This window comes from Pseudomonas sp. NPDC096950 (assembly GCF_044762525.1).
GTDB lineage: Bacteria > Pseudomonadota > Gammaproteobacteria > Pseudomonadales > Pseudomonadaceae > Aquipseudomonas.
The window spans coordinates 411016-432335 of record NZ_JBIWEL010000003.1; the positions used below are offsets into that span (position 1 = coordinate 411016).

General features: G+C 60.8%; 23 protein-coding genes. 21 read left to right on the forward strand and 2 right to left on the reverse strand.

Features of this window, described 5'->3' with window-relative positions:
• From ACIQY3_RS09005 to ACIQY3_RS09025, 5 genes are read left to right on the forward strand one after another with little or no spacing between them, the layout of a single operon-like run.
• Complete coding sequence (locus ACIQY3_RS09005; protein ID WP_403018651.1) at positions 1-801, forward strand: ABC transporter ATP-binding protein; 801 nt, start codon at positions 1-3, stop codon at positions 799-801.
• Between the two features lie 2 nt (positions 802-803).
• On the forward strand, positions 804-1685 hold the full coding sequence (locus tag ACIQY3_RS09010; protein ID WP_403018652.1) for a branched-chain amino acid ABC transporter permease: 882 nt from the start codon (positions 804-806) through the stop codon (positions 1683-1685).
• A gap of 21 nt (positions 1686-1706) precedes the next feature.
• A complete protein-coding gene (locus tag ACIQY3_RS09015; protein WP_403018655.1) occupies positions 1707-2774 on the forward strand; it encodes a branched-chain amino acid ABC transporter permease in 1068 nt (355 codons plus the stop codon).
• Positions 2775-2827: 53 nt separating this feature from the next.
• Positions 2828-4159: an ABC transporter substrate-binding protein gene (locus ACIQY3_RS09020; protein ID WP_163914550.1), complete on the forward strand. Its 1332-nt coding sequence runs from the start codon at positions 2828-2830 to the stop codon at positions 4157-4159.
• A gap of 6 nt (positions 4160-4165) precedes the next feature.
• Positions 4166-4927 carry an ABC transporter ATP-binding protein gene (locus ACIQY3_RS09025; protein ID WP_403018658.1) on the forward strand — a complete coding sequence of 254 codons (762 nt, stop codon included), beginning with the start codon at positions 4166-4168 and terminating at the stop codon, positions 4925-4927.
• A 145-nt stretch (positions 4928-5072) separates the two neighbouring features.
• Here the strand turns inward: ACIQY3_RS09025 and ACIQY3_RS09030 are convergent, their stop codons facing one another.
• Positions 5073-5990: a cupin domain-containing protein gene (locus ACIQY3_RS09030; RefSeq protein ID WP_403018660.1), complete on the reverse strand. Its 918-nt coding sequence runs from the start codon at positions 5988-5990 to the stop codon at positions 5073-5075.
• A gap of 103 nt (positions 5991-6093) precedes the next feature.
• On the opposite strand from ACIQY3_RS09030, the gene ACIQY3_RS09035 reads away from it, so the two are divergent.
• From ACIQY3_RS09035 to ACIQY3_RS09065, 7 genes are all read left to right on the forward strand, one after another.
• On the forward strand, positions 6094-6651 hold the full coding sequence (locus ACIQY3_RS09035; RefSeq protein ID WP_403018663.1) for a carboxymuconolactone decarboxylase family protein: 558 nt from the start codon (positions 6094-6096) through the stop codon (positions 6649-6651).
• 19 nt (positions 6652-6670) lie between these two features.
• A complete protein-coding gene (locus ACIQY3_RS09040) occupies positions 6671-7741 on the forward strand; it encodes an acyl-CoA dehydrogenase family protein (protein ID WP_403018665.1) in 1071 nt (356 codons plus the stop codon).
• Complete coding sequence (locus ACIQY3_RS09045; protein ID WP_403018667.1) at positions 7738-8580, forward strand: ABC transporter ATP-binding protein; 843 nt, start codon at positions 7738-7740, stop codon at positions 8578-8580. Before ACIQY3_RS09040 ends, ACIQY3_RS09045 begins: the two co-directional genes overlap by 4 nt.
• A complete protein-coding gene (locus ACIQY3_RS09050) occupies positions 8546-9745 on the forward strand; it encodes an ABC transporter substrate-binding protein (RefSeq protein ID WP_403018670.1) in 1200 nt (399 codons plus the stop codon). The genes ACIQY3_RS09045 and ACIQY3_RS09050 overlap by 35 nt, the downstream gene beginning before the upstream one ends.
• Positions 9745-10518 (forward strand): ABC transporter permease, encoded by a 774-nt coding sequence (locus tag ACIQY3_RS09055; RefSeq protein ID WP_403018672.1) that lies wholly within the window; start codon positions 9745-9747, stop codon positions 10516-10518. The genes ACIQY3_RS09050 and ACIQY3_RS09055 overlap by 1 nt, the downstream gene beginning before the upstream one ends.
• Before the next feature lie 158 nt (positions 10519-10676).
• The gene (locus ACIQY3_RS09060) at positions 10677-11696 is read left to right on the forward strand and encodes an ABC transporter substrate-binding protein (RefSeq protein ID WP_403018674.1); all 1020 of its coding nucleotides are present in this window, start codon (positions 10677-10679) and stop codon (positions 11694-11696) included.
• Positions 11697-11917: 221 nt separating this feature from the next.
• Positions 11918-12598, forward strand: a complete 681-nt coding sequence (locus tag ACIQY3_RS09065) for a GntR family transcriptional regulator (RefSeq protein WP_403018676.1) — start codon at positions 11918-11920, stop codon at positions 12596-12598.
• Between the two features lie 72 nt (positions 12599-12670).
• On the opposite strand, the gene ACIQY3_RS09070 is transcribed toward ACIQY3_RS09065, so the two are convergent.
• On the reverse strand, positions 12671-12997 hold the full coding sequence (locus tag ACIQY3_RS09070; protein ID WP_403018678.1) for an NIPSNAP family protein: 327 nt from the start codon (positions 12995-12997) through the stop codon (positions 12671-12673).
• A gap of 171 nt (positions 12998-13168) precedes the next feature.
• Here ACIQY3_RS09070 and ACIQY3_RS09075 point away from each other — a divergent pair, with 171 nt between their 5' ends.
• From ACIQY3_RS09075 to ACIQY3_RS09115, 9 genes are all read left to right on the forward strand, one after another.
• Positions 13169-14062: an NAD(P)-dependent oxidoreductase gene (locus ACIQY3_RS09075; protein WP_403018679.1), complete on the forward strand. Its 894-nt coding sequence runs from the start codon at positions 13169-13171 to the stop codon at positions 14060-14062.
• Between the two features lie 57 nt (positions 14063-14119).
• On the forward strand, positions 14120-15550 hold the full coding sequence (locus ACIQY3_RS09080; protein WP_403018681.1) for an aldehyde dehydrogenase family protein: 1431 nt from the start codon (positions 14120-14122) through the stop codon (positions 15548-15550).
• Between the two features lie 112 nt (positions 15551-15662).
• Positions 15663-16055, forward strand: coding sequence for a carboxymuconolactone decarboxylase family protein (locus ACIQY3_RS09085; RefSeq protein ID WP_169850745.1), 393 nt, complete (start codon positions 15663-15665; stop codon positions 16053-16055).
• A 57-nt stretch (positions 16056-16112) separates the two neighbouring features.
• Positions 16113-17447: an MFS transporter gene (locus ACIQY3_RS09090; protein ID WP_403018683.1), complete on the forward strand. Its 1335-nt coding sequence runs from the start codon at positions 16113-16115 to the stop codon at positions 17445-17447.
• A 9-nt stretch (positions 17448-17456) separates the two neighbouring features.
• The gene (locus ACIQY3_RS09095) at positions 17457-18401 is read left to right on the forward strand and encodes an NAD(P)-dependent oxidoreductase (RefSeq protein ID WP_403018779.1); all 945 of its coding nucleotides are present in this window, start codon (positions 17457-17459) and stop codon (positions 18399-18401) included.
• On the forward strand, positions 18398-18787 hold the full coding sequence (locus ACIQY3_RS09100; protein ID WP_403018684.1) for a cupin domain-containing protein: 390 nt from the start codon (positions 18398-18400) through the stop codon (positions 18785-18787). Before ACIQY3_RS09095 ends, ACIQY3_RS09100 begins: the two co-directional genes overlap by 4 nt.
• 70 nt (positions 18788-18857) lie before the next feature.
• A complete protein-coding gene (locus ACIQY3_RS09105) occupies positions 18858-19628 on the forward strand; it encodes a carboxymuconolactone decarboxylase family protein (protein ID WP_403018686.1) in 771 nt (256 codons plus the stop codon).
• A gap of 48 nt (positions 19629-19676) precedes the next feature.
• The gene (locus ACIQY3_RS09110) at positions 19677-20525 is read left to right on the forward strand and encodes an N-acyl homoserine lactonase family protein (protein ID WP_403018687.1); all 849 of its coding nucleotides are present in this window, start codon (positions 19677-19679) and stop codon (positions 20523-20525) included.
• Positions 20522-21301: an SDR family NAD(P)-dependent oxidoreductase gene (locus ACIQY3_RS09115; RefSeq protein ID WP_403018690.1), complete on the forward strand. Its 780-nt coding sequence runs from the start codon at positions 20522-20524 to the stop codon at positions 21299-21301. The genes ACIQY3_RS09110 and ACIQY3_RS09115 overlap by 4 nt, the downstream gene beginning before the upstream one ends.
• The last annotated feature ends 19 nt before the right edge of the window (positions 21302-21320 follow it).

Consider the following 21320-nt stretch of genomic DNA (forward strand, 5'->3'; position numbering starts at 1 on the left):
ATGCGCGCAACCACTGAATCCATCTTATTGCGGCTCGATGACATCTCCCTGTCGTTCAAGGGCGTCAAGGCCATCACTTCCATCAGCTTCGCCGTGAAGACCGGGGAGATCTGTGCCCTGATCGGTCCGAATGGCGCCGGCAAAAGTTCGCTGTTGAACGTGATCAATGGCGTCTACCAGGCCCAGAGCGGCAGCGTCAGCTATGCCGGGCAGACCCGGCGCCGCATGCGTCCACACCAGGCCGCCGAGGGCGGGATTGCCCGGACCTTCCAGAACATCGCGTTGTTCAAAGGCATGAGCGTGCTCGACAACGTGCTGACCGGGCGCAACCTCAAGCGCCGCAGCAGCTGGATCGAGCAAATGTTGCGCATCGGCCGCGCCCCGCGCGAAGACGACGAGCAACGCCGTCACGCCGAAAAAATCATCGAGTTCCTGCGCATCCATCCCTGGCGCCATGTGCTGGTGGGCAAGCTTTCTTATGGTTTGCAAAAACGCGTGGAACTGGCCCGGGCCCTGGCGTCTGAACCGGTATTACTGCTGCTCGACGAACCCATGGCCGGCATGAACGCGGAAGAGAAGGGCGAGATGAGCCAGTTCATCCGCGACATCAACCGTGAGTTCGGCACCACCGTCGTGCTGATCGAAGATGACATCAGTGTGGTCATGGGGCTTTCCGATCACGTGGTGGTGCTCGACTACGGCCGCAAAATCGGCGACGGCACTCCCGAGCAAGTGCGCGCCAATCCAGAAGTGATCGCGGCCTACCTGGGTACCCGACGTTCCCGCGCGGAGGCCCGTTGAACATGGAATTTTTCTTTGAAGTGCTGATTGGCGGTTTGCTGGCCGGCGTCATGTATGCGCTGGTGGCGATCGGATTTGTGCTGATCTACAAGGCCTCCGGGGTTTTCAACTTCGCCCAGGGCGCGATGGTGCTGTTCGCCGCGTTGACCTTTGTCAGTCTGCTGGAGCGCGGCTTGCCATTCTTCTGGGCGTTTGTCGCGACGCTGGCGAGCATGGTGGTGATGGCGTTGCTGATCGAAAAAATGGTGCTGCGGCCCCTGGTCAATCGCCCGCCGATCATCCTGTTCATGGCCACCCTCGGACTCTCTTACATGATCGAAGGCCTGGCGCAATTTCTATGGGGGGCGCAGGTGCATGGCCTGGAATTGGGCATCCCGGATGAGCCGCTGGAAATTCGCGGGATGCTGCTCTCGCAATTCGACCTGTTCGCCGCCGGCACCGCCGCAACGCTGGTGATCGCCTTGTCGTTGCTGTTCAACAAAACCCGGGTAGGTCTGTCCTTGCGCGCAGTCGCCGATGATCCGCTGGCGTCCCTGGCGGTGGGCATTCGCTTGCCAAGGATCTGGGCACTGGTGTGGGCGGTGGCGGGGTTTGTCGGGCTGGTGGCGGGGCTGCTGTGGGGCGCGCGCCTCGGCGTGCAGTTCTCGTTGTCGCTGGTGGTGCTCAAGGCATTGCCGGTGTTGATCATCGGTGGCTTTTCCTCGATCGGTGGCGCGATTGTCGGCGGCTTGATCATCGGCGCGGCGGAAAAAGTCGCCGAGATCTACCTCGGGCCGATCATCGGCAGCGGCATCGAAAACTGGGTGCCTTACGTCCTCGCGTTGCTGTTCCTGCTGGTGCGGCCTGCCGGGTTGTTCGGCGAGCGCGCCATCGAGCGGGTCTGACTTTTTTCAAGGAATGCCTCCATGCTTTATCAAGAAGCCGGTCAACTGAACAGCACCTACGCGGCCGAGCGGCGTACGTTTCGCTTGCGCCAGGATCGCCTCGGCCTGTGGCTGCTGTTGGGTTTTGCCTTCGTCGCCGTGCCTTGGCTGGGCAATGACTATTGGTTCAGCGCGATTCTGGTGCCGCTGCTGGTGCTGTCCCTGGCAGGGCTCGGGCTGAACCTGTTGACTGGGTATGCCGGACAACTCTCCCTGGGTTCGGCGGCGTTTATGGCGGTCGGGGCGTTTGCCGCCTACAACCTGCAATTGCGCGTGCCGGGCTTGCCGTTGCTGGTGAGCTTCGCCCTCGGTGGGGTGATCGCCGCGCTGGTGGCGGTGCTGTTCGGTTTGCCGAGCCTGCGGATCAAGGGCTTTTACCTGCTGGTGGCGACTCTGGCCGCGCAGTTTGTCGTGGAATGGGTGCTGACCCGCTTCAGCTGGTTTACCAACGACAACGCCTCCGGGGTCATCACCTCGCCGCCGCTGTTGATCGCCGGGCTGGATTTCAGTTCGCCCCGGGGCCGTTACCTGCTGACCCTGGCGGTGGTGGTCGTGCTGTTCTGGCTCGGCAAAAACCTGGTGCGCAGCGAGTTGGGCCGCAACTGGATGGCGGTGCGCGACATGGACACCGCCGCCGCAGTGATCGGCATCCGCCTGTTCAAGGCAAAGTTGTTGGCGTTTGCCATCAGCGGCTTCTACCTCGGGGTTGCCGGGTCGCTGTGGGCATTCGCTTACCTGGGCACGGTGGAACCCCACGGCTTCGATCTCAGTCGTTCGTTCCAGGTGCTGTTCATCATCATTATCGGTGGCCTGGGCAGCGTGCTCGGCAACTTCCTCGGCGCCGCGTTCATCGTGCTGTTTCCGATTCTGCTGGCCAATGTCTGCGGGTTATTACCGGCGGGGCTGATCGATTCAGGCCAGTTGGAAAACATCCAGAAAATGCTCTTTGGCGCACTGATTATCGCCTTCCTGATCAAGGAGCCCGAAGGCCTGGCCCGACTGTGGCAGCGCTTTCGGCAACGGGCCAGGGTCTGGCCGCTGCGGTACTGATTGCTTTCATCCCTGACAAAAACACCATCGATCTCCCACGAGGAACTGCCTTCATGACTCACCGCACAACGCTGCGCCGCCTGGCACTGGGCCTGGCTTTACTGACTGCCGGGCTGAGTGCCGGGGTCCAGGCTGCCAACGAACAGTATTTCCCATTGCAGAGCTATCGCGTCGGGCCTTACGCCGCTGGCGGCACCGGTTTCTTCGGCGGGTTTATCGATTACCTGCAATACATCAACGCCAAGGGTGGGGTGAACGGGGTCAAGTTGACCTGGAGCGAATGCGAAACCGAGTACGTGGTGGAGAAGGGCGTCGAGTGCTATGAGCGCCTCAAGGGTGGCCTGAACGGTGCGCCGGCAGCCGCCACCAATCCGCTGTCGGTGGGCATTGCCTACGCGACCCTGGATCGCTCGACCGCCGACAAATTGCCGCTGATCACCATCAACCACGGGCGCACGGATTCCACCGACGGCAGTGTGTTTCCGTACGTGTTCCCGTTGCAGCTCAACCCGTATTCAGAAGTGTCGGCGATCATCAACTACATCGGTGAGCGCGAAGGCGGGGCGGACAAACTCAAAGGCAAGAAAATCGCCGTGCTCTACCACGGCTCGCCGTATGGCAAGGAAACCAACGGCGTGCTGGAGACCCTGGCGAAAAACGCCGGTTTCGAACTGACCCTGCTGGAAGTGCCGCACCCCGGCAACGAGCAGCAATCGCAATGGCTGAATATCCGTCGCCTCAAACCGGACTGGGTGATCCTGCGCGGCTGGGGGGTGATGAATCCGGTGGCGCTGAAGTCGGCGCAAAAAGTCGGTTACCCGGCGGATCACATCATCGGCAATATCTGGAGCAATTCGGAAGAAGACGTGGTGCCGGCCGGCGCGGCGGCCAAGGGTTTCATCGCGATTACCACGCACCCGTCGGGCACCGACTTCCCGGTGCTGCAAGGCATCAAGCAAAGTGTGGTGGACGCGGGCAAGGGCAACCTGGCTGATCCGAAACGCTTCGGCACCGTGTACTACAACCTCGGCGTGGTGAACGGCATTCTCAACGTTGAAGCCGTGCGCCTGGCCCAGGAAAAGTACGGCAATAAACCTCTGACCGGCGAGCAAGTGCGCTGGGGCTTCGAACACCTGAACCTCGACGATGCACGCTTGCAGGCCTTGGGCGCCAAAGGATTGGTGCAGCCACTGAAGCTGTCGTGCGCCGATCATGAAGGCGGCGGTGCGGTGCGCTTCCAGCAATGGGATGGGCAGCGCTGGAACCTGATCAGTGATTGGGTCCAGGCCGACCGCGCCTTGTTGCGGCCGATCATCGAAGCCTCCGCCGCGCAGTACGCCAAGGAAAAAGGCATCACCCCGCGCAATTGCAGCCAGGAGCAATAAGGTCCGATGAGCCAGAGCCCGATAGCCGACCCGCTGCTGAGCGTGGAGCAGGTTGAAGTTTTCTACGAACAGTCGATTCTCGCCTTGCGCGGTGTCTCGTTGCAGGTCGGCAAAGGGCAGATGGTGGCGTTGCTCGGGGCCAATGGTGCCGGCAAAAGCACCACTCTCAAGGCGATTTCCAGCCTGGTGCGGGCCGAACGCGGTGAAGTGACCACGGGGCGGATTGTCTATCAAGGGCAAGAGATCACCGAGGCCGATCCCGCCAGTCTGGTGTTGGCGGGGCTGGCCCAGGTGCTTGAGGGGCGACACTGCTTCACGCACCTGAGTGTCGAACAGAACCTGTTGATCGGCGGCTTTTCCGGGCGGCCATCACGCAAGGTTCTGGGGCAGCGGCTGGAGCGGATTTACGGTTATTTCCCGAGGTTGCGCTTGCTGCGCAAACGCCTCACCGGCTACACCTCCGGCGGCGAGCAGCAAATGGTCGCCATCGGGCGGGCGCTGATGTCCGAGCCGCGCCTGTTGTTGCTGGATGAACCGTCCATGGGGCTGGCGCCTCAGGTGGTGGAGGAAATCTTCGATATTCTCGCCCGGCTTAACCGCGAGGAAGGCCTGAGCCTGCTGGTGGCCGAACAGAACATCAACATCGCGCTGGATTACGCCCAGTACGCGTTTGTGCTGGAGAACGGCCGGGTGGTGGACGAAGGTTCAGCGGCCGAACTGGCCGCGCGGGAGGATTTGCACACCTACTACCTGGGCGCTGTGGGGTAGCCAGGTACACCGCGTAATCGTTCTTCGCGAGCAAGCCCGCTCCCACAATTGTCTGGTGTTGTTCGGAAGATTTTCAGTCAACACAGTTCCCTGTGGGAGCGGGCTTGCTCGCGAAGGCGTCAGGTCTGGCACACCGCGTTATTGCTCATCGAGGCATTGCTTCGTGCTGCTTGCGATACGCCCCCGGCTGCACGCCGACCGCTTTGGCAAACGCCCGGGTAAACGCGGCGATCGATTGATAACCCACCGCCGCGCAGACTTGCTCGACGGTGTGGTTGGTCTTGAGCAACTGACAGGCATGGCGGATGCGCAGTGCCAACAACACCTGGCCAGGGGATTGCCCAGCCAGTTCGTTGAAGCGCTTGAAGAACGCCGAGCGGGAAAGGCCGGTGCAGGCCGCCATGCTTTCCAGGGACCACGGTTGTTGCGGCTGTTCGATCAACTGATCCAGCAGCGGCGCGAACTGCGGGTGCCGGGCCAACGCGACGAGTCCGCCGAGGTGCTGGTTGTCGGCCACTTGCTGGCGCAGCACGTACAGAAACAGCAGGTGACTCAGGCGCTCCAGCAAAGCGGAAGAGGGCGCCGGTACGCGTTGGCATTCCTCAAGAATCAACTCAAACAAGGCCCGCGCTGCGCTCAGTGACGGATCGCCGGCGCGCAGGATGATCCAGTCCGGCAAACCCTCGATGATCAACGACGACAACCCGGACTTGAAGTGGAAGAAGCCGCAGACCAACCCGGCGCCATCCTGAGCCTGGCTGTCGAGGGCGGTCATCGCCATGCGCGGCAGGCGCCGGGCGTCGTCGGCCTGTTCGGCGCTGGACAACCGGTAATTCAGGTCCCGCAGCAGAAATACCGCATCCCCGGCATTCAGGCGCAATGCCTCATCCTGGCCGTCGATGTGCAGCCAGCAATGACCCTGCACCACCAGGTGAAAACTCGCGCGCGCCAAGCCGTGGGTGCTCGCATGCCAGCCACCGCAATAGCGCCCGACATGAAACAGGCTGGCCTGAAGTTCGAGGCTTTCTAATAACCAATCAACCAGTGGGCTCGACGAAATCATCTAATGGAAACACTCAGAAGCAAGTAATCGCTACTTTAGAATATGGTTTGGAATTCTTATAACAAACAGACTGGCCGGACACCTCTACAACGGGAGTTCGATCATGTCACGCGTCACGCTACACACCCTGCAAAGCGCCCCGGAAGCGGCCAAGCCGTTCCTGGAAAACGCCCAGAAGACGTCCGGTTTTATCCCGAACCTGTTGGCGATCCTGGCCAATGCCCCGGCGGCGCTGGAAACCTACGTTACGGTATCGGCGCTCAATGGCAAGGCCGAACTGAGCCTTGCCGAACGTGAAGTGGTGCAGCTGATTGCCGCCACTACCCACGGCTGTGATTTTTGCGTGGCCGGGCACACGGCCGTCGCGCTGAACAAGGCGAAGTTGCCGGATGAAGTGGTCAGTGCGCTGCGTGAACAAGCCAGCGTACCCGAGGCGAAACTTGAGACCCTCGCGGCGTTTGCCCGGGAAGTGATCGCCACGCGCGGCAAGGTCAGCGAGCAGACCTTCAGCGACTTCAAGGCCGCCGGCTACACCGAGGGCAACGCGCTGGAAGTGATCCTCGGCGTCAGCCTGGCGACCCTGTGCAACTTTGCTAACGTTTTTGCCGGGACGCCGCTCAATCCGGAGCTGGCCAAGTACCGCTGGCAGTCGGGTCAATGATTCGAAGGAGAACACCACCATGCTCAATCCGGCATTGACTGAATGGCTGGACGCCCACGCCCACGCTTTGGATGTCGGCGAGTGCGACCCGCAACAGGTGCTGTCGCGACTGGCGAACGCCGATGTGCTGCGCGTCGGCATCCGCCGGGAGCTGGGCGGCAGTGGCGGCAATCTGGCGGATGCCGTGGAAGTGTTGGCCGAAGTGGCCAGCCATTCCCTGGCGGCGGCGTTTGTTTTCTGGGGCCAGCGCGCCTTTATCGAGTACTTGCTGCAAAGCCCGAACGCGGTGTTGCGCGAAGGACTGCTGCCGTCCTTGTTGATTGGCGAATTGGCCGGCGCGACCGGGCTGTCGAACGCGATGAAATTCCTCTCGGGGATCGAGGCGCTGCAAGTGCGCGCCCGGCCCCTTGACAGCGGTTGGTCGTTGAGCGGGCGCCTGCACTGGGTCACCAACCTGCGCAAAAGCGGGTTTGTGGTGGCGGCGGCCATCGACGACGAAAGCGGCGGCGCACCCTTTGTCCTGGCGATCCCGGATGCACTGGCCGGGGTGCAGCGCTCGGCGGATTTGCAATTGATGGGCTTGCAGTCGAGCAACACGGCGGCGCTGGATCTGGATCGGGTCGAGGTGGATCGGGACTGGTTGCTGCACGAGGATGCGCGAGTCTTTCTGCCGGCGGTTCGTCCCGCGTTTCTTGGCTTGCAGTGCGGTTTGGCGATTGGCCTGGCGCGCCGCTCGCTGCGGGAAGTGGAGGCGCATTTGCAGGATGGCCGATCGATCCTGCTGGAGCCTTTGGGCGAGCAGCGGGAGCAACTGGAACAAACGGTGAAAGAACTGAAAAACGGTCTGCTCGACGACCGTTTCCTGAGTCGTCCAGCGGCGTTGTTTCGACTACGGATTGCCTTGGCGGAGTCGGCGGCGAATGCCGTGCAACTGGAGTTGCAGGCCAGTGGCGGCAAGGCCTATCTGAGCGAGCACGGCAGCGGTTTCGCTCGGCGCTGGCGCGAGTCAGCGTTTGTGCCGATCGTCACGCCGAGCCTGGTGCAACTGCGTGCTGAGCTGCAACGCCAGGCGCGGGAAGCGCTGGCATGAGCGGACCGTTGCTGCACGCCAGCGGCATCAGCCTTGGTTACCCACGGGAGCAAGGCTGGCAGACCGTGCTGGAGGATTTCGACTTGCAGTTGCAGCCCGGGGAGGTGGTGTCGATCCTCGGTCCCAGCGGTGTCGGCAAGTCGAGTCTGTTGCGTGTGCTCGCCGGTTTGCAGACGGCCCATCGCGGCAGTGTGAGCCTGCTCGGCCAACCGCTGAACGGCCCGCATCCCCGTGTCGCCGTGGCGTTTCAGGACCCGAGCCTGTTGCCGTGGCTGACCCTGGAAAAGAATGTCGCGTTCGGCCTGGATTTCGCCCGTCAACCGCACCTCAGCCAACCAGAATTCAAGGCACGCATCGACCACGCCATCAGCGCCGTCGGCCTGCAACACGCCCGGCAACACTACCCGGCGCAACTCTCCGGCGGCATGGCCCAGCGCACCGCGATTGCCCGCTGCCTGGCGCGTCAGCCCCAGGTGTTGCTGCTGGACGAACCCTTTGGCGCGCTGGATGAAGTGACCCGAACCGACATGCAACAACTGCTGCTGCAGGTGATTGCCGAACACAACACTGCGGCGGTGCTGATCACCCACGACATTGACGAAGCCCTGCTGCTCTCCGAGCGGATTCTGCTACTGGGTAACAGCCCGGCGCGGACCCTCGGCGAGTGGCGCATCGACCTGCCTCAGCCCCGTGCCGAGCTAGTAGAAGAACTGGGCGCGCTGCGCATCGATATTCTCAAAACCCTTCGGCGGGCGAGCCGCAATCCCCTAACCCAACCCTTGCCCGAACCGTCGGAGATTGACCATGTGCCTGGACGACTTCACTCACACACGTCGTGACTTCCTCAAACTCAGCGCCTTGCTGACCGCCGGCGGTGCGCTGCCGCTGCTCAACAGCCTGCAGGCCCGCGCCGCCTCGGAACCCAACGCCCCGGTGCGCATCGGCTACCTACCGATCACTGACGCCACGCCGTTGCTGGTGGCGCACAACAACGGCCTGTTCGAAGCCGAAGGCATCCAGGCCGAACGCCCGGTGCTGCTGCGCAGTTGGGCCCAGGTGATCGAGGCGTTTATTTCCGGGCAGGTCAACGTCATTCACTTGCTGTCACCGATGACCGTTTGGGCGCGCTATGGCAGCAAGGTGCCGGCCAAAGTCGTGGCCTGGAACCATGTCGGCGGCTCAGGCCTGACGGTTGCGCCGGGCATCACCGAGGTCAAGCAGCTGGGCGGACAATCGGTGGCGATTCCGTTCTGGTACTCGATTCATAACGTGGTGGTGCAGCAACTGTTTCGCGATCATGGATTGGTGCCGGTGAGCAAATCCGCCAGCGCCGTGCTCGCGCCGAACGAAGTCAATCTGCTGGTGCTGCCGCCGTCGGACATGCCGCCGGCCCTGGCCAGCAAACGCATCGCCGGTTATATCGTCGCCGAGCCGTTCAACGCGTTGGCCGAAGAGCTCAAGGTCGGACGCGTGCAGCGCTTCACCGGGGATATCTGGCGCAATCACGCCTGCTGCGTGGTGTTCATGCACGAGCAGGATTTGAACAACCGCCCCGAGTGGTCGCAGAAAGTGGTCAATGCGATCGTCAAGGCGCAACTGTGGACCCGCGACAACCGCGCCGAGGCCGCCAAGTTGCTGTCCAAGGACGGCGACAACCGCTACACGCCCCATGCGCAGCAAGTGTTGAATCGAGTGCTGGCGCCCGCCGCCACTGACCGTGGGCAATACCTGGCCAGCGGCGCGATCCAGCACAGTCACTGGGACGAGCAGCGCATCGACTTCCAGCCGTACCCGTTCCCGAGCTACACCGAAGAGTTGGTGCGACGGCTCAAGGACACGCTGATCGAAGGCGACAAAGGCTTTCTCGCCCACCTCGATCCACAGCACACCGCCCGGGATCTGGTGGACGACCGCTTTGTGCGCAACGCCATCTCGGCGGTGGGCGGGCTCAAGGCGTTTGGCTTACCGGACAGCTTCGAACGCAGTGAGGAGTTCAGTCTCTGATGAGTCGGCAAACTTCATCGCTTTTGCATTGGGGGCTGGGCCTGGTGGGGCTGGTGTTTCTGCTGCTGGGCTGGTGGCTGGGTGTGCATTTGTTCGGTGGCAGCGAAGGGTTGGCGGCGCGGTTTTCCCCGGAGGCGACGCTGGTCAGCCTGGTGGAGTTGCTGGGTCGCACCGAGCTGTATGAGCATGTGTTCGTCAGCCTCAAGCGCATCCTCGTCGGCCTGTTGCTGGCCTTGCTGATCGGCGTGCCGCTGGGGCTGCTGATTGGCAGCTATCGACACCTTGAAGCCGCGACGACGCCGGCCTTCCAGTTCTTGCGGATGATTTCCCCGCTGTCGTGGATGCCGGTGGTGGTGATGCTGATGGGCGTGGGCGACCAGCCGATCTACTTCCTGCTGACCTTCGCCGCGATCTGGCCGATCCTGCTCAACACCGTGGCCGGCGTGCGCCAACTCGACCCGCGTTGGTTGCAACTGAGCCGCAGCCTCAGCGCAACCCGCTGGGAAACCTTGCGCAAAGTGATCCTGCCCGGCGTGCTCGGCCATGTGCTGACCGGTGTGCGGTTATCCATCGGTATCTTGTGGATCGTGCTGGTGCCGTGCGAAATGCTTGGGGTCAGCGCCGGGTTGGGCTACTTCATCCTGGATACGCGGGATCGACTGGCCTATTCGGAACTGATGGCGATGGTGCTTCTGATCGGTGTGCTTGGGTTTGCCCTTGATGCACTGGCCAGAGGATTGCACCGGCGGTGGGGGCACACGAATCTGGCTTAGGTATCTTTCGAGGCTGACGGGTAGGTTTGCATATTCTTTTATTGAATAAACAAAGCTTTATATATTCCTTTTAATGTCACGACAGGCAGTGCACTTTGAGCGCCTGCGCATCCGTGCAGATTTTGCTTTCCCTTTCTTGCAATGACTTTGAGGTATTCATGGCAACTCCTTTCAAGCGCTCAGCGTTGACACTATTGGCAGGCTCCCTGGCGACGGCGAGCCTGTTGCTGAGTCCCGGCGTCCAGGCCGAAGGCAAGATCAGCATCGCCCAGCAATTCGGCATCGGTTACCTGATTCTGGATGTGGTGCGCGATCAGCAACTCATCGAGAAACAGGGCAAGGCGCAAGGCCTCGACATCAAGGTCGACTGGAACAGCATCTCGGGTGCCACGGCGATGAACGAGTCGCTGCTGGCCGGTGCGCTGGACGTGGTGTCGGCCGGTGTGCCGCCGATGCTCACGATCTGGGACCGCACTAAGGGCAAGCAGAACGTCAAGGCCATCGCATCGCTGGGCTCGATGCCCAATTACTTGCTGACCAACAATCCGAACGTGAAGAGCCTCAAGGACTTCACTGAAAAGGACCGCATCGCCGTACCGGCGGCGGGTGTCGGTTTCCAGTCGCGCACGTTGCAGATCGAAACGGCGAAGCAGTTTGGCCCAGAGCATTACAAGAAGTTTGACGATATCTCGATCAGCCTTGCCCACCCGGATGCAACAGCGGCGCTGATTGCGGGCGGCTCGGAAATCAACGCGCACTTTTCCAGCCCGCCGTTCCAGTATCAGGAACTGCAGAATCCCAACGTACACAAGGTGCTGAGCTCCTACGACGTACTCGGCGGCCAGGCCACGTTCAACGTGCTGTACACCACTGAAAAATTCCACGACGAAAACCCGAAAACCTACAAGGCCTTCTACGACGCGCTGGTTGAAGCCGAGAAAATCATCAAGGCCGACAAGCTCGCAGCGGCCCAGACCTACATTCGCGTAGAGCAATCGAAACTGGCCCTGCCGCTGGTTGAGAAAATCGTCGCCGACCCGGAAATCGACTTTACGGTCGTGCCACAGCGCACCTTTATCTATGCCGAGAAATTGCAGGAGTTGGGCGTGTTGAAAAACAAGGCGGCGAGCTGGAAGGATTACTTCTTTGAAGAAGCCCATGGCGGGGCGGGTAGTTGAAGCCGGGTTAACGCTGACGTTGCCAGAAGCGGCGCTGACAGGGCGGTCGGCGTCGCCAGTTAAATCAATGCTGTATTTTTCCTAAGCTTACGTGTCATACAATCATATTGAGTTGCGGCATCAGCGACAGGGCTGGCCGTCGGGCAGGGTGCCCGAGGGTTATTTCCCGGAGATGCTGCCCGCTCGCATGATTAATACTATTAAGGCTTTGGGAATACATTATGAAAGTTCACCGCCAGGCGGCTTCATTGCGGCATCAGGTGCAGGATGCCCTACGCAACGAAATCATTTCCGGTCGATTCAAGCCAGGCGACCGCCTTGTGGAACAACAGCTCTACACGGCCCTGGACGTCAGCCGCACGTCATTGCGCGAGGCGCTGCGTCAGTTGGAAGCGGAAGGTCTGGTGGAGCAGGTCCCGCATCGCGGGGCCTATGTCGCTTCGGTGAGTGCCAAGGATGCGATGCAGATCTACGACGTACGCGGCGCCCTGGAAGTGCTGGCCGTGCGCAATTTCGTTCGGCATGCCACTGATGAGGACGTTGCCGAACTGGCCGCGGTCTTCGACGAATTCGTTCAGCAATCCCATACCGCCCGGCGTGACGGCACGACGTTGCTGGACATCAAGCAACGCTTCTATCACGTGCTGCTCGACATCGAACAGAGCGCGGTGGTCGGTGGCATGCTGGAGCAGCTCAACAATCGCGTCAGTCTGTTGCGGGCCCTGTCCCTCGGACGTGAAGGACGCATGGTGCACACCTTGGCAGAGCTCAAGGAAATCGTGCGGATGATTCAGTTGCGCGATGAGGCCGGTGCTTGTGCGGCGGCGTTGCTGCACGTGGAGAATGCCTCGCAAAACGTTCTGGGCCTGCTGGAACAGAGCAGTTCGACCCCGGCCACCTGAAGCCTGTCGATCCACTGAGAATCAGGCCGCCGCTGACGATCGTCAGACGGCGCCTGTCCTTTCACTGTTGCCTCAACGCAGCGCCGAATACGCGGTGGGTGCCAGAAACTGGTTCTCGATCCGCTCGACGATGATGGCCTGCGCTTCGCTTTCAGCGCGCTTGGCGATCCACTCCGGATCTGCCTGGAACGCATTCCATTTCGCCTCGCGCTCGGCGAGGCTCGCCCATTTGAGCATGTAGCTCAACGACTGATTGGTCGGGCCGGCCAGTGTCGTCCAGAAGCCCAACTGCTCGATTCCATACTTCTCGAAGAACCCCAACGTCGTCTTGGTAAAGCGCTCGTGCAACGCGGGAAGGCGACCCGGTGCGCAGTGATAAATACGCAATTCAACAATCATATGAATCTCCTGGAGGAAGGTGCCGATCAAAAAAATAGGCCGATTAGCCTATTGACCGATTGTATGACAGTCCTATAGTTTTAGTCCAACTGCTGGCCTGCCTCGAAACAGCTTTTACGCTGTCGACCGCCGCCAACGCATGACCCGACAAGAAAACAATAGGGCTTGGACATGACTCAATCGCAACGAATCGGCTTCATCGGGCTTGGCATGATGGGGGTTCCAATGGCGACCTGCCTTGCGAAGGCAGGTTATGAACTCTTCCTCGCCGACGCGGATGAAGGGCGCCTGACGCAAACCCTGGCCACGCTCGAGGCCATGGGCCTCGATGCCGGCAACGCGCGGTCCCTTGATGTACTGATCACCATGTTGCCCAACTCGGCCATCGTCGAAAGCGTGCTGCTGGGCAGTGCAGGGGCAGACGGTTGGGCTGCTTCGTTACGGCCAGGCGCCGTGGTGATTGACATGAGTTCCTCGGAGCCGGCGCGCTCCCGTGATCTGGCGCTGAAACTGAAAGCCTTCGACCTCGATTACCTGGATGCGCCGGTTTCCGGCGGCGTCAAACGGGCGGTGGAGGGCACGTTGGCCATTCTGGTGGGTGGCGATGCAGCGGTGATGCAGGGTTGTCATCAGTTGCTTGAAGCCATGGGCAAGAACATTCTGCACATCGGCACTGCGGGTGCTGGTCATGCGGCCAAAGCCTTGAATAACTACGTGTCGGCGGCCGGGTTGATGGCCACGGTCGAAGCCCTGCATGTGGCCAAGCGGTTCGGGATCGACCCAAGCGTGATGGTCGACGTGCTCAACGCCTCCAGCGGGCGCAGCAACACCTCGGAAAACAAAGCCCGGCAATTCATGCTCAGTGGTTCGTATGCGTCCGGCTTTTCGATGCTACTGATGAACAAGGACCTGAAGATTGCCCAGGGGCTGTCCGACGCGCTGGGTTACCCGATGCGCCTGGGAAAAACCGCGACGGCGCTGTGGGATGACGTATCGAAGCAAGCGACGCCAACCACCGACCACACCGAAATGTACCGATTGCTGGTCGCCAACGACGGCGAATGACACCGCGCCCGTGTTGTTGAAAACAGCGATCCATCATTGAGTAAGGGAGTGAATCGAATGTCTCGTGCAGCCAGTTTTTACATCGGTGGAAAGTGGGTGGAACCGTCATCGCCCACATGGTTCGACGTCATCGATCCTGCGACCGAAACCGTTGTCGACCGCTTGGCATTGGGCAATGCCGACGACGTCGACCGGGCAGTGGCGGCGGCCCGTGCCGCGTTACCCGATTACGCTGGGCGCAGTGTCGCCGAACGTATCGCCTTGCTCGAACGCATCGTGGCCATTTACGAGCGTCGCCAGGAGGAGTTCGCCGAAGCGATGCGCGTGGAAATGGGTTCGCCGATCTCCTTCGCTCGTAAAGCTCAGGTGCCCCGTGGTCCGCTGCATCTCAATCAACTGATCGAAGTGCTCAAGGGCTTTCGGTTCGAGGAACCGCAAGGTACTACCATGCTGCGTTTCGAACCGGTCGGGGTCTGTGGGCTGATCACGCCCTGGAACTGGCCGATCAATCAGATCGTGGTGAAAATCGCCCCCGCATTGGCGGCCGGTTGCACCATGGTGCTCAAGCCGAGCGAATATTCCCCGCTCAGTGCGCTGCTGTTCGCCGAAGTGCTGGATGAGGCCGGCGTGCCGGCGGGGGTGTTCAATCTGGTCAACGGCGACGGGCCTGGTGTCGGGGCCGCGATTGCTGCGCATCCGGGTATCGACATGGTGTCGTTCACCGGATCGACACGGGCGGGTGTCCTGGTGGCGAAGTCTGCTGCCGAGACGGTCAAGCGCGTGGCACAGGAGCTGGGCGGCAAGTCCGCCAATATCCTCCTCGACGACGTCGATCTGCAAGACGCCGTGACCCGAGGCGTCGCAGCCTGCTTCACCAACAGCGGCCAGTCCTGCTCGATTCCGACGCGGATGCTGATTCCCCGGGCATTGATGGCCGATGCTATCCAGATTGCCGGACGTGCAGCGCAGGCCTTCAGTGTCGGCCCCACTTCCGAGGAGTCGACTCAACTGGGGCCGTTGGTCAATCAGGCGCAATTCAAACGCGTGCAGGCGCTGATTCAAACCGGCATCGATGAGGGCGCGCAACTGGTGACCGGCGGACCGGGTCTGCCGGAGGGGATCACCCGCGGCTATTACATCAAGCCCACCGTATTCGCGGGTGTCACGCCGCAAATGACCATCGCGCAGGAAGAGATTTTCGGTCCCGTGCTGTCGATGATGGCGTATGACACGGAAGCCGAGGCGATCGCGATGGCCAATGGCACGAACTACGGTCTGGCGGCCTATGTGCAGTCTGCCGACCTGGAACGAGCCCGGCATGTGGCGCGCGGCCTGCAGGCAGGTAGCGTGCATTTGAATTATCCGCCCGCCGATTTCGCTGCACCGTTCGGCGGTTATAAACAGTCCGGCAACGGTCGGGAATGGGGTGAATACGGACTGCGCGAATACCTCGAGGTCAAATCCATGGTCGGCTACGCCGGCGGCTAGTATGCATGGCGGCGACCCTTTTTGGCGCGGATCAATCCGCGTCAAAAAAATTTACCCGTTTTGATTGTATGACAATAATTCGATACTACGAAAACAGGCTGGAGAGAGAACAATGGAAGATAACGAACGCTTCACCAAAGGCTTCGAGAATCGTAAGGAAGTCTTGGGCGAAAGCCACGTGGAGAAATCCTGGGCGGCGGCCGACGACTTCAACCGTCCCATGCAAAAGCTCGTCACTGAGTATTGCTGGGGCGAGATTTGGGGCGATTCAACGCTCCCGTTCAAGACCCGCAGCATTATCAACCTGGCGCTGTTAACGGCCATGAGTCAGCACCATGAACTCGCCGTTCATGTGAAAGGCGCACTCAAGAACGGGGTTTCCAAGGAGGAAATACGCGCGGTATTGATGCAGGCATCCGTGTATTGCGGTGTGCCGGTGGGGCTTGCGGCTTTCCGGATCGCCTCTGACACGATCAAGGCCTATGAGCAAGCCGAGAAGCACTGATTCCGATCCTGTTCGATACGACGCTTAACGTCTCAACAATAATTATAAGGAAACGTCATGGCTACCTATGCACCCGTCCGACCCATCGAGTCGGAGCAGTCGATTGAGAAGAAGAGAAAAAACGCCATCAAGGGTGCGTTTTTCTCTGAGTACATCGACATGTTTGATATCTACCTGCCTGTGGTCGTTCTCGCGCCGGTATTGTTTTTTTTCCAGCCGACGAACCTGTCGCCCGGCATGGAAGCCATTCTTGCTTCGCTGGTGTTTATCACCACGCTGCTGGGGCGGCCTATCGGTGCACTGTTGTTCGGCATGATCGCCGACACGACAGGGCGCCGGATGGCCTCGATCTATTCAGTGACCGGTTTTGGTGTGGTTACGCTGTTGATCGCGCTGCTGCCGGGCTACGACAGCATCGGCATCTGGTCTTACTTGTTGCTGGTGTTGCTACGGTTCATCGACGGGATTTTTCTCGGCGGCGGTTACACCGGGGCGATGCCGTTGGCCATCGAGTATTCGAAAAAGCACCAGCGCGGTTTTGTCGGCGGACTGATCATTGCAGGCTTCCCGCTCGCCTACGTCAGCATCAACCTGGTGGCGATGCTGATGTTCGCGCTATTCCCGCTGGCCGGCATCGACTCGCCGTACGTGCAATGGGGCTGGCGCATTCCGTTCGTGGTCGGCGCGGTGCTGGCCGGGGTGCTGGCGTTGTACTACGTGTTCGCCGTGTCCGAATCCGAAATCTGGGAAGTGGACGCCAGCAAGCCGAAAGACAAGTTGCCGCTGAGCGATCTGCTGCGCGGCAAAAGCGGCCGCAACCTGTTGCAAGTGCTGATCATGATGACCGGTTTCTGGCTGACCCAGAACATCATCACGATCTTCCTACCGACCGGGCTGCTGGTGAAAACCCTGCACCTGTCGGGCTTTGAAGTCACTGCCACGCTGCTGATTTCCTACTCCGTGTTGTTCTTCAGTTACATCGCCTCGGGCATGTTGGGACAGAAGATCGGCCGCCGCCGCTTCTTCCTGATTCTGGGGCCGACCATTGCGATTTTTGGCGCGGCAATCATGTACGTACTGGCGAATGTCCCGGGGCTGTCCTTGCCGCTGATCATGTTCCTGGTGTGCCTGTTGTCGGTGGTGGTGACCGCGCCGTGGGGCGTGATCGTGACCTACATCAACGAGCGTTTCGTTACGGATGTGCGGGCCACGGGCTTCGGTGTCGGCTTCAGCCTGTCGGTGATTATTCCTTCCTTTTACGCCTTCTACATGAACGCGCTCGGCCTGGTCATGCCCTTCACTGTCACGCCAGCGGTTCTGCTGCTCATCGGCGGAATCATCGGCACGCTGGGTGCGTTCATGGGGCCGGAAACCAAAGACGTGGATTTCTGACGGGTATCAATTCCCCGTCGTTTTGAACATAGGAGAACAGCCGTGAGCAACAAAACAATTGGCTTTGTCGGACTCGGCAACATGGGCGGCAGAATGACCCGCTGCCTCGTCGACTCAGGCTTGACCGTACTCGGTTACGACCCCGAACCGCAGCGAGTCCATGCCGCTGGGGCGCAACTGGCCGCTTCGATCCGCGAGATCGCGGACAAGGCCGACGTCATTCTGTTGTCGCTGCCGGACAGCAAAGTGGTGGAAATGGTGGTGGAGGGCGGCGATGGCCTGCTGCAGCATTGCCGTGAAGGCCAGACGATCGTTGACCTCAGTACCGCCGCTGCGAGTTCGACGATCCGCTTGAACGTCCTGTTCGCCCAACGCGGCGTGCAGTATGTCGACGCCGGTATTTCCGGCGGTGCCGCCGCCGCGCAGAAGGGCACGTTGACGCTGATGGTGGGCGGCGACGTGGCCACCATCGAGGCGCTTGACTGGGTGTTCAAACCCATCGCCAGCAAGGTGTTCAACATGGGCGAAAGCGGCAGCGGGCACACCACCAAGCTGCTCAACAACTTTCTCAATGCGGTCAGCCTGGCCGCGACTGCCGAAGTGATGGTCGCGGGCAAGAAAGCCGGGCTCGATCTTCACCGCCTGCTGGATGTGCTCAACAGCAGCAGCGGCGTCAACTTCGCCACACAGAACCGCTTTCCCTACATCGTCGATGGCAACTACCTGGAAGGCGGCCTGACCGGCAAGTTGATGAGTAAGGACGTTGTGCTCTACATCGAACGCGCCCGTGAACTGGGAGTTGCCTCGCTCAATGCGTCCGGGCCGCTGGCGAGTTTCGGTTTGCAGGTGGCGTTGGGGTATGGCGATCAGATCAGCAACAAGGTCGTGGATGCCATCGGCGATATGTCCGGCGGCATCCGGCTTCACGAGAAATCATCAGGAGGCAAGGCATGAAGGTTATTCACGGTAACGCCAGTGGCGCCGTTTCAGAGCAACGCTCGTCGACATTCACCGGGGTGGTCTGGGCCGATCCGGTGATGCCGACCACTGACGGCGTCACGATCAACAACGTGTCGTTCACGCCAGGTGCACGCACCTTCTGGCACAGCCATGAGCAGGGCCAGGTGCTCTACGTCAGCGCCGGCAGCGGCTGGATCTGCATCGAAGGCCGTGAGCCGGAAGTCATTCGCCAGGGCGACACGGTGTGGATCGGTCCGCACGAACGCCATTGGCACGGCGCCAATACCACCAACTTCATGGTTCATCTGGCGACCTCCATCGGTAAAACCGTCTGGGAGGAAGCCGTCTCGGACCAGGACTATTTGCGCGCCGTGCGGTGACCGGTCACTGGCTCGATATCCCGGCGGGCGACGCCCTCAGCCGGGGTCCCTTGATGAAGGAAAGACGATGATGCTCACGCAAAAACAGCAGCACGTAAAACAGGCTTTCATGGATGCGGGCGGTGCCTGGAGCCCGGCCTGGGACAGTGTCCTGCGCCTGGATGCCGGTTTTCTCGAAGCGTATTCAGGGTTTGCCGCGGTCCCGTGGAAAAAGAACCACCTGGAGAACAAGGTCAAATCCTTCATCGCCATAGCCGCCGATGCCGCGGCCACCCATTTGTATGCGCCGGGTGTGCAGGAGCATTTGCGCGCGGCGATCAAGCATGGCGCCACTGCAGAAGAGTTGATGGAAGTGCTGGAGTTGATCAGCACCGTCGGCATCCATGCCTCCAATGTCGGTGTGCCGGTGCTGCTGGAAGTGCTGGAAGAGGAAGGCTTGCGCAACGGTCCGGTGCCGCTGGATGCCCGGCGCGAAGCGCTCAAGGACGCCTTCGTGAAAAATCGTGGTTATTGGCATGCGTCCTGGGAAGGTTTGCTGGAACTCGATCCGGAACTGTTCGAAGCCTATGTCGAGTTTTCCTCGGTGCCGTGGCGTACCGGCGTCCTGCCGCCAAAAATCAAGGAGCTGATCTACTGCGCTTTCGATGCCGCCGCCACGCACCTCTATGTGCCGGGCTTGAAACTGCACATGCGCAACGCCCTGGGCTATGGCGCGACGGCCGAGGAAATCATGGAGATGCTGGAGATCGTCAGCGTTATCGGCATCCACGGTGCGTTGCTGGCGGCGCCGATGCTTGAACAGGCGCTTGGCGAGACCGGTAATCATCAAACAACCCTATAAAAACAAGAGCGTGGCACACCCATGCGTTCTTCTCCTCAGGAGTCAGATATGAACACCCCATCAGTGGCGACCGTGAAGCCCGACTGGACCGATCCCGAAATCATCATCGTGCGTTACGGCACTCGCCAGACGAGCAAAAGCGAGTGCTATTACAACTTCCGTGCTTACAAGGAGCCGGATGCCGAAATCACCATGGATTACTTCTTCTGGATATTTCGCAACGCCGACCAGACCATCGTCATCGACACCGGGTTCAGCCCCGAAGCTGCGATTGCCCGTCGTCGTCAGCCGGTGGTGGCGCCGGCCGATGCACTGGCGCGCCTGGGCATCGATCCGGCCGAGGTCAAGCTGTTGGTGTTGACCCACGCTCACTACGATCACGCCGGTAATCTCGGTCTGTACCCCAACGCGCAAATCGTCATGTCGCGCAAAGAGTTTGACTTCTGGTCGACGGACATGGGCAAGCGTCCGCAGTACGCCCACCACATCGACCCTCTGGACATCCAGTTCATCCAGACGCTGGCCGACGCCGGTCGCATCACCTTGCTCGACGAGCCTCATAACACCCTGATCCCGGGCATCGAGCTCTACGAAATCGGCGGTCATACCCCGGGCCAGTTGGCCGTCGTGGTGCAAATGCCGGACGGGCCGGTGATCCTCGCGTCGGACGCCATTCATTACTACGAGGAACTGGAACAGGACCGTCCTTTCGCCGTGCTCGATAGTCTGGCCGACATGTACCAGGGCTATGCGCAAATCCGCGAATGGTTGCACGAGCAACCCGACGCGGTGGTGATTCCCGGTCATGACCCTGACGTCATGAATCGTTTTGCTCCGGTGGACCCGAATGATCCTTCGTTTGCAGTGCGTATCGGCTCAGCCGGGGCGCAGGCATGAAAGGTAAAACGGCGCTGATCACCGGTTCGTCGAACGGGCTCGGCCTCGCGATGGCCCGAGGCCTGGCCGCTGCCGGTTGCAACCTGGTGCTGCATGGCCTCGAGTCGCCGCAGGACATGACATCGACGTGCCAGGCCATGGAGCGCGAGCACGGTGTAGACGTCTGCTACGTGCGTGCCGATTTGACCGGGCGCGATGCAGTCGACGTGCTGATAGATGATGCGCAGACGCGCATGGGCGGCATTGATGTACTGATCAATAACGCCGTGATCCGGCACTTTGCACCCATTGAAGATTTTCCGGGTGAGCGTTGGGATCAGGCGTTGGCGGTCAATCTCACCGCTGCCTTTCGTGCCATTCAGCTGACCTTGCCGGGCATGCGTGCACGGGGCTGGGGACGGATCATCAACATGTCCTCCGCCTATGGCTCGCGCGCGATTGCCAACCGTATCGATTACGTGACCACCAAAACCGCGTTGCTCGGGTTGACCCGTGCGGTGGCGGTGGAAACCCAGGGGCAGGGCATCACCTGTAACGCGGTGTGCCCCGGTTCGGTGCTGACCCCCAATATCGAAAGCCGTCTCACGGCACTGATGGCGGACAAGCAACTGGACCGTGACGCCGCCACCCGTGTGTTTTTGCAGGGCAAGCAGGGCACCGGGCGGTTTGTCGATGCGGCGCATGTGGCGGATCTGGTGGTGTTCCTGTGCAGCGCCTCGGGCACTCATATCACCGGCGCGACCCTGCCGGTGGACGACGGTTGGCTGGCCAGTTGAGTCCTGCGACGACAGCACA